We start from the raw sequence: 12,221 nt of genomic DNA, 5'->3' as shown, positions 1-12,221 counted from the left end.
CCCGTTCCGCACTCATGAGATGCCCTCCGTTCAAGGACGACATGACGTGGAACTCAAGCTGCTCGCGCGGGGTCAGCTCATTCCATGCCCCTGTATTTTCCGTCTTTTGATCGCGAAGATAATTAGAGGATTTTCCATTGTTCTTGGAAAAGACCGAAGCCGCAATCGGCTCTATCTTGTATTGCTGAATGTACCCCTTTAGCAACCGAAGGGCTTCGGCGGTAAGTTCGGCGCGATTGGGCATAGCCGATCGCCCAGTTGCGATGGCAGGGGCAGTCGGGGCGGACCGGGACGCGGGAGCGTGCCCGGATGGGCCGGCGCCCGGCGTCGGCGCCGGGCGGGACTTCTGCGCCGGGACTATGGGGGCGGATTGCGAGGAGGAAGGGCCGGAAGGCGCGGTCCCAGCCGAAGCAGAGGGCCGGGATCCGGACAAGGAGGAGCTCGCCGGACCTACGGCATGGGTGACCTGCGTTGCGTTCGTAGGCGTGTGCGGCGACAACGCCCTCGCGCCACCGACGTTGTCCCAGACATCAAATCTCTTGCTCTTCAAGGCCTGAGCCGTCGCAGGACCCAGCTCACCAGCAGGTCGGGATCCCCCGATGGCGCGCGTCCTGTGTAGGATCTCTCCAAATTTTATATTGTTGATAATTACGCTTTGGGCTGGCAGTATGGGGCGCCCGTGACGATCTGTTTCGAACTCGTAATCGCGCACGATGGCCGCGACCGCGATATCCTGCCCATCCCGTCTGAACTCACCTTCCGTCCTCGTTTCGCGCGCCAGAGCATATTGCGTCCCATATCTCACTACGGAAAAACTTCGCTGAGCAAGGGCATTCGCCCGCTCTTCGTCAAGTGTTCTCCTGGCGCGACCTTGATCGTCGACCCGTGCGGCGAGCAGGATCTGCGAGAGACCGCTATCGCGGGTTCGGCCTGGTATGAGGGGTCTATTTTGGGAATCCCTTTCGAATTCGAACTCCATTATGAATTGCGGATAATCTATCATTGTCGCTCCTTTGCTTGTGGTGATGAGGTTAAAAGGGAGCCGCCCTGGGCCTGCCGCTCCTGTGGAAACCTGCGGTTACGGGACTGGCAGGTTCATCCGGAAGCTCGTCAGTGCTACGGATGCAGCTGTGTGCGAGTTCAAATCCACTGCTCCCTCTCCTGCGCCAGGGCATCGGCGCAGTCGGGCAGTGCCCGGTTCGCGATCGAGCGAGGCCGGGGAGTGCGAGGGAGCGCGGTTGGCGGTTCGGTGACCGGTCATGAGGTGAGTCCCAACCATGAGGTCCCCAGGCCTGACCACAGGCCCGAGCATCGCGGGCCACAGCGTTGCGCAGCCATTCGGTCCTACGGGGGGAAGCCGGCCAGCATCGGTTACCACTTGGCGCCGTTGTCCACGAGGTACCGGATCGCGTGTCCAGGCAAGTGGTACTGGCCGGCTCGGCGGCCGCAGCCGACTTTGCCTCCGCGGGAGAGGTTCTCGGGGCGACGGCGATCGTCTCGCCCGGCTGGCGGCGGCGCAGCTGCAGCGTCCGGCGCAGGGCGAGCGCACCTGTGATGGCGGCAGCGAGCAGCGCACCGGCGCCCAACACCGAACGCAGCATCATCAGCGGCCTGTCCTCCGATGCCGAGGCGGGCGTCCCGGGCGCTGTGTCGGTGGGGGAGGGGTGACAGCACGAAACGGCGAAGCCGAGGCCGACGGGGTGACGGGCGGCGAGGCGTCGGTGCTCGGGTGCGGCGCCGCTGAGGCCGGACCGGAGGCAGACGGCCCCTGGCCGAGCTGCTCCTCTGCGGCGACACTGATGATGCCGAGCAGCACGAGGACGCACACGGCGACGAACACGGTGACGTCTGGACAGCGGCACGCGCTGGCCGGAGTTCAGTGGCTCTCTTCGAGCGTTGTCTCTCCGGGGTGAGGGCGGCGGGGGCGGTGACGTTCATGTGGTGGGGCTGCGGTGGGCGCTGCGGAAGCCGTCGCAGGGCTTCCGTCGCGCGACGCTTCGTTCGAGGGTGCTCGTGGCGCTGGCAGGGCCCCCGGTTGATCGTCGGCTGGGTCGCGGTGAGGTCCTGGTACGGAAGGCGTCTGAGCGTCTGGTGGGTGTGCTGACCCGGGAGCCGGCGCCGATGGGGACGCGGTCGGCGGGGCGGGCATGCTCTGGCGTTCACAGATCCGGATGATGCGGTGGGCGCGGGCTGTGGTCGGGTCGCGGGTGCGGCCGGGCAAGGCGGGCGAGGTCCACGGCAGGCTGCCCGCGGGATCGGCGGTGACCTGCACGGTCACGCCGTGGCGGCGGTGCTGGTGGGCGAAGCCGGCCCGGCTGTCGCCGTCGCCGTCGCACGCGGCAGGCGTTCCGTCGAGCAGGACCCAGGAAACCAACAAGGCTCCTGCGCTGATGAGTTGAGACGTCGAAACACCTCCCTCAACGGCACAGGAGCTTCATGCGCTGCGGAACACCAGCCACCCACCCGATCAGTGGCCACACTGACAGAGCTCAGTGAGCGAGATCATGGCCTGGATCGGCGGTGACCCTGGGATGTCGAATGATCCAGCTGTGCGGTAGTAGTGGATGATTCTCCAGCTCGGCCCGGATTCGAGGGCACCGGGTGAGCGGTAGCTGCGCCGGCAACCGCCGCGATTGTCAACTGCGGAGCTCGTGGGTCACGAAGCCTTAAATTGGCGTTGTCGTCGAATGTCAACGCCGATTCTGCGACGTCGCGAACTATTTGGTGCATTCGCCCGTCAGCGCCCAGCAGGTTGACCCTCTGGAGATTCTGCCTATCCACTAGGGGGATATTAGTGACATTTATGTTTCCCTGGGCGGCTTCTGCGAGGTACATCAGGGAGGGTGGGTGAACCTGCCTGAAGGCCGACATGATTGCCTTTACGTTGTCTTCATTCGCTGTGGCGCCATTTCCGAGCGTGACAGTCGTGCCCATTTACATGTCATCCTTGTTCAGGTTTTTGTGAATTCGATAACGAGCAGAGCTGGAGGGGGAACTCCCATAAATAACACTACGGCAGCGTTCGCGGAAAGGTTTACTTGAAGGGCCCGGCTGGGCGATGGGGCAATTGTGCCGACAGTGTGGTGAAGCTTCTGGGGGATGGGTTTTCCACCAAGAAGACCCCTGCGCGAGCGCGCAGCGGCCACTCCCTCACCCTTCGATACTCGCCACTTCGAAGCATGGAGAACGGCCGCTTCCATTGTTGCGGCAATAACTACAGAGCCGCAGTTCACATGGGCCAGATCAAACGGCATGCGTGACAATAAACCGCCATCGCAGCACACCACGTAGGTGACATCTAGTGTTCCACGAGGTAAGGGTCCGTGTGCATTACCGCTGAGACGGATCCTGTGCCGAACCCGATGATCCCGACAGCAGCAACGGTGCTTGCGACGGCCATACCAAAGCGGTTACTGCGCTTCAACTATGTAATCTCTTTCTGGAGAGAGGCTGACTGAGATGGAGAATTCATGGGTGCGGCGTACGCGCAGTCCCCAATGGATCACTCGGCATCCACCTCGTACTACGGCTTGGAGGCTCGGACGGTTCTGTCCGGGGCAGAAAAATTATGCGGACCACTCCTGGGGCGAGGACAGGCACCAGGTCCTATGGAGCCCGGCTGTGTCGCTGTCCGACCGGTGGGCGGGTGGGCACAGTCACCGAACTGCAGCCATTCAGGATGAAAACGACTCACCCCGGTGCTCAAGCCCCTCATCAGCGGTCCGTCGATGCCTCCGGGACCGGTGACACCACCTCCGGATCAATCAAACTCGGCGCATGCGGGGAGTTGGACTGGTCCAGGTGCGCTCGATCGGCGCCTTGCCGCTGGCGGTGGCCCGGGAGGCCGGCTGCAAGGTCGCCTGTCTGACTGCCAGTCTGCCCGGCTGTCGATGCGGCGGATCGCCGACCTGTACCCGGGCGAGGCGAAGACCGACGCCCGCGACGCGGTTGTGATCGCCGACACGGCCCTTACCATGCCGCACACCCCGCGCTCGCTGGAACTCACCGACGAGATCGCCACCGAGATCACCGTCCTCGTCGGCTTCGACGCCTTCCGATGTCCGCTGACGACCGCACCCGACCTTGGTACGGTCCAGACCGCGGCATGTGAGAGGCCGCCACTCCAGCCACAGCAGCCCCAAACATGATCCAATAGTATTAAAAGCATCAAAACTGCCTCTTGGGCGTATGAGGTTCGTTAAGGAATCACCCTTGATCAGCGCACTCTTCATATCCCCATGGGAAACTTGACGCAGATATCGACTTACCGCACGGAACGGAGATTGGTATGGGCAATAACTCCTACGGCCAAAGGATTTTTGAAGCGAGCCTAGAAGGTCTTCCTTACGTTCTTCAGGGTGCTGGCACCATCACAAAGAACCTCAAAGTCTATGGAACCGGGGTCGCGTTAGGCGGAATGGTGGGCCTTAAGCAAGTTGTCGACGAAGCGCACCGCTATCTTCGAATATACTGGGATCCGGACCATGTGCACCCAAAGCCCAACTATTACAAGGCTGGCGGCGGGATGGCTAATATTGCCGGAGCAGCCATATACGGCGCCTCCGGTGTCGGCATACTCGGCCCAGTCGCAGGTGGCGCGGGCGCAATAGTGCAAGGCTTGTCCTACTACGCAACAAAACTTCTCCCCCAAGACGCAGGGACCCACTACCCCTCTCTCCCTGTCTATCAACGACAGGAGGAAGCACCAGGCACCGTGCACCCGCAGATATCGCTTCCGTCGAGCGGACCTGCTGAACGGTATGATCAGTCAGTCGCAGAAATCCTGATCCCTGTCCCCGAACGTGCTGAGCTGGCTGGCGTAGCAGCTATGCGTATCACGAACTACGACAGCCAAGACTGCAGGCATGCGTCAACCTCGGCAATCGAAGCTTCCTATGCGAATCACCCGTATGCTGTGGCGGAAACGCACAGAAGCGGACGGTGACCGGCTGATCAAGAAATGAATTCAAAGGAAACGACATCAGGACGCTGGGGCCTGCCTGTGCCAGACCGCCTGAGCTGAGCACTGACCCGCGGTGTCAGTTACCTTCGAGTGACGGCTCGCCCGGCCCGCAGCGCTCCGACGGAGACAAGGAAGTGCTGCGACCGGCATCGGCAGGCACGCAGCGTGACAGCACCGCCGTTGTCCCGGAGTTGTCCTGGAGTTGCCCTGCGATTGGGGTCAGGACGGCCTGGGCGGTCATGCCCAGAGTGATGTGCCGACACCAGCTGACATAGCGGCGCACCTCGTACGCGTTCAGGCCGCAGACGACTGGGTCCTCCATAGGCCGTCCAAGCTGTGTCTCGACGAGGGCCGCCCCGAGGAAGGCCTGGCACACCTTGGCCCCCGCCCGCGGAGGCGAGGAGGAGTGGGACCTGTACTGAATACGGCGGGCAAGGCCACCGTGTTCTCGCTGATCGACTGACCCTGGAGGTCGCGGCAGTTCATGTGGTCGTCGGTCAGGCGCTGGTGGGCCGCAACGCGCGGTTCAGGAAGTGTGGGCGGGGCGTCGCATCTGCAGGGCCCAGTCCAAGACATCGTCCGCAACAGTCTCCCAGCCTGCGTGGAGGCCAGTGCCGTGGTCGCGGCCTGCATACTCCTTGTAGTCAGTGAGCGCCTTGGAGCGTCGATAGCGGCGGTGGGTCTCACGGACGACCGCTGCCGGCACGATGTGGTCGGCTGTCCCACCCACCAGCAAGAGTGGTGCACGCTCACAGTTGTCGAATCGGACGGCGGTGGCCGCACGGTCGGCGGGGGTGAAGTTGGCGAATCCGGCTTGGAACAGGGGCCTGCCCACGCCGGGCACAGCCCAGCGGGCGCGCTCGGCGACGGCCTGCTCCGGGGTGACGGTGTTGGCGAAGGCATAGTGGAATTGGCGGTCGGTCAGCTCGACGGTGCGGCGGAGGTTGGCGGGATTGCCAAGGACCGGCCAGCTGGCGCGCAGGGTGGACAGCGGAAGACGCAGGACACCCCTGGCCGGAGCGGGGTGCACGGCAACGCCTGCGGCCGCAAGACCGCGATCGAGGAGAATCTGTGTGACCAGGCCGCCGAAAGAGTGGCCGATGATGATGGGCTCCTCGCCCAACGTGCGCACGAAGCGCTCGTAGTGGTCGGCGATCTCCCGAACGCCCAAGCCAGCAGGAACCCGGTCACGGTCGACTGGCTCGTGCAGTTCGGAGATGCCGGGCCATGCCGGGGCATGGACGGTGTGGCCCTGGGCGCTGTATCGGTCGATCCAGGGCTGCCAGCTGTGCGGGGTGAGCCACAGGCCGTGGATCAGGACGATGGGTTTGGTGGACATGGTCACCACTGCTCTCCCTAAGAGACAGACAGTTCTGTCTCTTAGTAGATGAGCACCTGAACGACGCGCCTGTCAAGACAGACCTGTCTGTTACTTTTGAAGGCATGAACGCCGTGCCCGGCATCGCCGCTTCAACGTCCCGGCCGCGGGAGCGGCTGCTTGAAACCGCCTCGCGGCTCTTCTATGCCGAGGGCATCCAGGCTGTCGGGGTAGATCGGCTGATCGCCGAGGGGGGAGTGACCAAGGCAACGTTCTACCGTCACTTCCCCAGCAAGGACGATCTGGTGCTGGCCTACCTCCGCGGCCGCGACGGTGCCATCCGTGCCCAGTTCGCCGCCGGCACCGCGATCGCCGGGTCCCCCGAGCAGATGCTCGACCTGCTCATCGCCGGGATCTCCGACGATGCCTGCTACGAAGGCTTCAGGGGCTGTCCGTTCATCAACGCCGCCGCCGAATACCCCGACCCAGACCACACCGTCCGCCGGGCGATCGGCGAACACCGGACCTGGTTCCGCCAGGCCCTCACCTCTCTGGCAGCCGCCTGCGGGCATCCTGACCCGCGCGGGGCCGCTGCGACGCTGGTCCTCCTGCGCGACGGCGCCATGGTCGGTGGTTACCTCGATGGGCCAGCCGTCTCGGATGCACTCGCGCGTGCCGCACACGCAGTCCTGGGGGAGCGCGGGTCCGCTCACTAGTCCTTGAGTCGTCGAAGCCATCCCAAGGTGTCAAGTGTCGGTAGGCAGGTGCACGTCAATGTAGGACGCCCGCCGCTACCTCGCCGGAGACCGCGACCTCACAGGGCCCGAGCGCGTCCGGATCGCGACCACCGCGTATGCAGAGACCGAAGACCACACCGGCCGCTTCTACGAAGAATGCTGCACACTTGGCCTCGAGCTTCGCGCCGAGCAGACAGCGCTCTACGCCGTCTACCGGACCTGGTGCCAGAATGAAGGGGCACCCGTCATGTCCTCGCGGGCATTCGCCGCCCGCACCCGCGAAGTCGTCGGCCTGGCCTCGCCCAAGCAGATGATCCTGTCCAACCAGCGCAAGCACTACCCCGGCATCGGACTGCTCGCCGACCAGGAGAGGGACCCCAGCACATGAGCTCCCTGATCGAAGAAGCCGAAATCAGCCACGAAGCTGAGCTGGTTTGGCTCGAGAACGTCGATGGCCTTGATTACGTCCGCCAGAGCCTGGACCGGCTACCCACCCGCAAGGGACGCCCGGCATACCACCGCGACGGGCGCATGGTCGCCTACGCCCTGCTGGCACCCACGGCAAAACCGTCTCGAGCTTCCGGTACCTTCCGCCGCCGCGTCTTCTGGCTGCTGCCTCACGACCGCGACACCAAGCCCGACGGTCTGTATGCGCGGAGCGCACCCGCTGAAGCCGTGGACCCGCTCACCCTCGAACCTCGTGTCAAGGGCTACAAGACCGAACGCTCCGAAGGCGGCCCACCCTCCACAGCCATGCAGGAACTCGGCATAACCCTGCCGCTTTGACCAGGAGAACAAGCTGGAAGAGGCTGGGCGGCGGCGGTTGAAGCGGAGGCCTACCATCCTGCTGCTTGACGTGGAGCATTGACGAAGTCACTGGACGACGTAGGACAGTCCAAAGATCAGCCCGTGCCGTCGGCGATGCCGGGCCGCTGCTTCAGCCGGTTGATGTACCACTCGACCGTATTGCGCTGCTTGTGGGTCTCGCGGTCGATGGCCAGCGGCGGGCCTGCGGCATCCATTGCCCCGTCGCAGCCGATAGCCCCGCTGGTCCGCCGGGACCGGTATCACCGCCCGGATGCCGCGCCTGCGCAGATGTCCGCGGATCCCGGGCGGAACAGGCCTTGCCGGCAAGGACCATGTCCAGCCCGATGCGGGGGCGCCCACGCGGTCGGGGAATGCGCGAGCGGGCCATGACGCCGGAGGTTCGGGCCGAGCGGGACGAACTCGCTGTCGCCGAAAGGGTCCTTGAGCGGGTGAGCGAGCAACTCGCCGACGAGCGCGCCTCGGCCGCGCCGATGCCCGGGCAAGTGGGCGGACGGGCCGTGATGCCGATCCCGCACCGCGAGCCGGACGTGGGGGAGACCACTGTCCGCAGTTGGCGCGACGAGCTGATCAACCGCTCGCAGCACAGGCCCCGCGCCTGGACCGCGCCCTGAAAAAGGTCGCCAGGCAGCGCGGGGAGGTGGTCCTGATCGACGGCACTCATCCCCACCCAGCGCCGCACTGGAAAAGCCAACCGGCGGAACCACTCCGGCAAACACCACCATCACGGCCTGCACTTCCTCGTTCTCACCGACGAGAAAGGCCACCTGATCTGGATATCAGCCGCCCGACCCGGCCGCATGCCGTGGGGCCGACCAGGCGTTTGGGTCAGTGGTCGTGGCGGGCAGCTGTGATGTCGTGGGTCTGGCACGGACAGGAGTCCAGGACCAGCGGAAGTTCGCGCTGGCGCTGGCGCTGCTCAAGAGGCGGCACGAGGGGAGTACCTGCTTTCGGGGCAACAACCCGGATTGCTCAGTGCCGGAGGAGCCGTGCCCGCCCAGCCGGAGCCTCGGACCCGCGCCAACCGGTTCGAAAGGTCAGTGGGGCGGATCCGCCCGAGCTCCTCTGCACGCGGCATCCGTCAGCCTTGCTCACCCCACCCTGGTGGAAATACTTCTGAATCCTGCCGGTGCCGCTGGAGCGCTGCTCCACCCTTCAGAACTACCGCCCGGACTTCGGTCTCTTCGGTCCCACAGGTTGTATGCCCAGGTCAGGGAGGTGAATCAGTGAACCACGGGACTGACGGGACCAAGAACCCAAGTTGCCTACTGCGTGGACGGCAGGATTCTTTCCGCGCGTGCGACAGCGGAGACGACATAGGCAAGTGATAACTGCAACATTGAGTCCCGTCAGTCCCGCCCTTGGCAGCCCATACGGGCTGACTGACCTGCGCTTTTGTATACGGGACTGAGGACTGGTCCTGGGCAGCGCAAGATCACCGACTGCTCAGAGACTCCCCCGTCAATCGAACCGGCTCGGGGTAGGCCCCACACCGATCGGCGACCTCTCGCACGCTCGCCCCCGTGAGCAGTCGGCCAGTCCGTCGCCTACCCGGCGGGCGAGCGCAGGCTGGTGACCGACGACACCCCCGAGCAGGGTGGTCGAGACGTCAGACATCTCGATCAACGGCTCGGAGCCCTCATGCGTTGCGCTTCCTCAACCGTCACGTCATCGGTGGCCAGCGCGAAGAATCGGTCAGACCCCGCCGCTTGCACTCGCATCACACTCTTCCACGGCGGCGCGCAATCAGGGGTCCATCGGCTGAGTAACCGCATTCCGCACGGTCGTCGGGTCGTCAAGGACAGATGTCTGTCTGCCCTGGTACTGACACTCAAAGAAGCGGTCCGTAAGGCATCGACGCAAGCGTTAGTGCCGCTGAAGGAACACTGTTACCGAGCGACCCTATTTCCGCCGACCGCCCTTCTGCGGGCAAGCCCTGGAAGTACGGCCTGGGCCCACCGCGTCTGGGCTACCGCCGTGGAGCCGACCGGCTGACCTCCGCCATCTGTCAGATCCTGCTGCTCAACCGCAAGTCCCTCCGTCTGGACTTGTCCGGCGAGGTTCTGTCCGCCATCCGCACGCCTCTGACCATGCTCGGACAGTGGGGCAACGATCTCCACGGCATCCACCGAGTGGTCGCCGCCCATGGGTAAGCGGACCCGCCGCCGCGACCCCGCCGCGAGTTCTCTCAACAGACCGACGGCCTCCGCCTTCAGGACCAGATCGGCAAGCTGCTGACGCCCGAGTCGTAGCCCCGCTTCATGAAGGTGCTACGGGTGTCCTGTCGCGACCTCATGGGAGTGGATTCGCGTCGGTTCGATCCCGCTCACGCGCTGCGGCTCGATCAGGTTCAGCGTCCGCTGGATACGGTCCGGCCCGGCATGGCCGGCCTTCTCCGCCAGAGTCCAGCCGTTCTTCCGCAGCAACGCAGCGATCGGGCCCCGCACATAGGCCAGTGCCGACTCCCGAGGCTCCGACCGGCCGAACCGGTGCACGAACCGCCCATGCCCCGCATTCAGTTCACTCGCCCACACCCGCACGTCAACAAGGTCCCCACCCATAACCACACCAACGACCGACCTGGCCAGCAGCCACGGTAGACACCGTTGCGGTATCAATGCCGGATTCCTCTTTGGCTGGGCATACGTCCTGGTGGCGGGGTAGTTGCGGGTGCTCGAGGGCGGGTCCTGGGCGTTGGGCTCTGGGCACGGCCGGAGTGTGACGACGACGAGCGGGCCGTCGTTTGCCAGCTGGGGCGGGCGCGGAAGGCGCCTTGGGACGTGGCGATGCGGGCCCGGATGATCGAGTGGAGCTGGACTGCTGTCAGAGAACGGTCCGATCGATGCCGGCTGCGCCGCTCCCAACGATCCGGCTTGCAGGGACTCGACGATCTGGGCGGGCAGGGCCGCAAGCGGCGGATCACCGAGGAGGAACGATCTCGGATCATCTCCCTGGTCAAGACCGTGCCGTCGTGGAGGCTGCGGTCGGAGCCCGTCGGGGAACCGTGGGCCTTCGACGAGTCGGGACCCGCCGAGTGGACGCCGTCGGCCGGTCGCAGGCCACTGTAGACCCAACAGCACCGCCGACCGGTCCCTGCGGCGCCGAAAACGTGTACCTCGTTTGAGGAATCCAGCACCAGGTACGACGCCAGCGTTCAACCAAATATCTGAAGCCGTTGCGCAGCTGGCGAAACTCGGACGGCCTCAGCCGCATCTGTTGGCGCTGTCGGCCCACCAGATCTCGAAGTCGGCAGCGGTGCGTCCCACCCGGCCAGTCCTCGCTCCCCTCCGGCGGAATCCAGGATTCGCAGGCCGCGGCCGTGCGGCTGAAGGTACGAATAGCCGTGTGTGCACTGGCGTGGCCCGGGGCTCTTGGGGGGATACCGGGCCACGCCACCTACTGGTCTCGACCATGGGCACCGAGGCCAGCGGGATGCCGCATGAGCTGCCTCCTGTCTGACGGGGGATCGTATAGTCGGTCGCTCACGCTGCACCCACTCATAGCTACGTGGGGCTGCCCTGGATGGTTCTAGTTTTTTTGAGATCCGTGGACGATTCGTCATCGGGTCGGCAATCGCCACCGGCGGAGGCGGCCGTCGTTGTGCAGACGTACCGCTGTCGACCTTCGCGCCGCCCGTCGCAGGGACTCCCGCGTCGGGGGTGCTGTCGGCATGCAGACGGACAGTGGGCTGCAGGTTGCGTAGCGGGAGATCATCTCTGTGTCCTGGCCGGCCGGTCCTTTCCCGCAGCGCCCAGGGTATCGCCACCTCTCGCCGCGATTGCCTGACCGCTGTCCCCCTGATCGGCAGCCTGTTGTGGGGTTTCTCGGGTCTGCCAGGGCACGGAGTCTCTCTCAAGGGTGCCGAGGTCCCGTCAGTCGCGACATCGTGGGCTTGACCTGCACTCCCGGAAGTTCAGGTGGATCTTGAACGCTTTGCCGGGCAAGCGGCGTCTTTCAGAAAGGAGATGAAACAAGACAAGAGGTAGGTACCTGTGCCCACTGACCGAAGCCAAAGCCAACCCGCGGATGCGTCTCGCGAAGATCTTGAATGGTGGACGACCGCTTTTGAGCAACCACCACGTGCCGCTCCGATCCCACCGTCTCTCAGTCTCGACGCCACAGCAGTGGCTGCGCGACCGACTCCTATCAGGAGCCTGGACGACCTGCCTGCCACGCCGGGCAGCTATGAGAGTGGGCTCCGAAACCGGCTGAGTGACATGCAGAACGCTTCGCTTGCGGCTGCGGCACGTATGAGAGTTCCAGGGACAAGGCCGGGCTCTCGCTGGAGTACAGAGTCGATGGAGGTAGCCCATGTACCCAACGTCCTACGGAAGTCGAGACCGCAGGGCCAGTCGATGTGAACATTTGATCGAATTCT

General features: G+C 64.6%; 8 protein-coding genes and 3 pseudogenes. 9 read left to right on the top strand and 2 right to left on the bottom strand.

Annotation, left to right across the window (positions count from 1 at the left end; all coding sequences use genetic code 11):
* The first annotated feature begins 1,410 nt into the window (after positions 1–1,410).
* The 3 genes and pseudogenes from QF030_RS01960 (at position 1,411) to QF030_RS01945 (ending at position 4,945) form a co-directional block, all read left to right on the top strand.
* Positions 1,411–1,668: a hypothetical protein gene (locus tag QF030_RS01960; RefSeq protein ID WP_307160874.1), complete on the top strand. Its 258-nt coding sequence runs from the start codon at positions 1,411–1,413 to the stop codon at positions 1,666–1,668.
* Positions 1,669–3,798: 2,130 nt separating this feature from the next.
* A pseudogene (locus QF030_RS01950) lies at positions 3,799–4,049 on the top strand (IS110 family transposase); the annotation flags it as partial.
* Between the two features lie 239 nt (positions 4,050–4,288).
* The gene (locus QF030_RS01945) at positions 4,289–4,945 is read left to right on the top strand and encodes a hypothetical protein (protein WP_307160873.1); all 657 of its coding nucleotides are present in this window, start codon (positions 4,289–4,291) and stop codon (positions 4,943–4,945) included.
* Positions 4,946–5,489: 544 nt separating this feature from the next.
* Here QF030_RS01945 and QF030_RS01940 read toward each other — a convergent pair.
* Complete coding sequence (locus QF030_RS01940; protein WP_307160954.1) at positions 5,490–6,302, bottom strand: alpha/beta hydrolase; 813 nt, start codon at positions 6,300–6,302, stop codon at positions 5,490–5,492.
* A 104-nt stretch (positions 6,303–6,406) separates the two neighbouring features.
* Here QF030_RS01940 and QF030_RS01935 point away from each other — a divergent pair, with 104 nt between their 5' ends.
* The 5 genes and pseudogenes from QF030_RS01935 (at position 6,407) to QF030_RS01910 (ending at position 8,697) form a co-directional block, all read left to right on the top strand.
* Entirely contained in the window at positions 6,407–6,997 is a 591-nt protein-coding gene (locus tag QF030_RS01935; protein ID WP_307160872.1) for a TetR/AcrR family transcriptional regulator, read from the top strand.
* Between the two features lie 67 nt (positions 6,998–7,064).
* Positions 7,065–7,406 (top strand): annotated as a pseudogene (locus tag QF030_RS01930) (primase-like DNA-binding domain-containing protein); the annotation flags it as partial.
* Positions 7,403–7,804, top strand: coding sequence for a DUF6009 family protein (locus tag QF030_RS01925; RefSeq protein WP_307160871.1), 402 nt, complete (start codon positions 7,403–7,405; stop codon positions 7,802–7,804). The pseudogene QF030_RS01930 and the gene QF030_RS01925, both read left to right, overlap by 4 nt.
* Positions 7,805–8,211: 407 nt before the next feature.
* Positions 8,212–8,457 carry a hypothetical protein gene (locus QF030_RS01915; RefSeq protein WP_307160870.1) on the top strand — a complete coding sequence of 82 codons (246 nt, stop codon included), beginning with the start codon at positions 8,212–8,214 and terminating at the stop codon, positions 8,455–8,457.
* A 48-nt stretch (positions 8,458–8,505) separates the two neighbouring features.
* A complete protein-coding gene (locus QF030_RS01910; protein ID WP_307160953.1) occupies positions 8,506–8,697 on the top strand; it encodes a transposase family protein in 192 nt (63 codons plus the stop codon).
* Between the two features lie 1,485 nt (positions 8,698–10,182).
* Here QF030_RS01910 and QF030_RS01905 read toward each other — a convergent pair.
* A pseudogene (locus QF030_RS01905) lies at positions 10,183–10,404 on the bottom strand (IS701 family transposase); the annotation flags it as partial.
* Positions 10,405–10,716: 312 nt separating this feature from the next.
* On the opposite strand from QF030_RS01905, the gene QF030_RS01900 reads away from it, so the two are divergent.
* Positions 10,717–10,911, top strand: a complete 195-nt coding sequence (locus tag QF030_RS01900) for a helix-turn-helix domain-containing protein (protein ID WP_307160869.1) — start codon at positions 10,717–10,719, stop codon at positions 10,909–10,911.
* Positions 10,912–12,221 lie beyond the last annotated feature (1,310 nt).

It is taken from the genome of Streptomyces rishiriensis (genome assembly GCF_030815485.1).
Taxonomy (GTDB): domain Bacteria; phylum Actinomycetota; class Actinomycetes; order Streptomycetales; family Streptomycetaceae; genus Streptomyces; species Streptomyces rishiriensis_A.
Note: the sequence above shows the minus strand (reverse complement) of the source record. Positions and strands in the feature narration are given on the sequence as shown.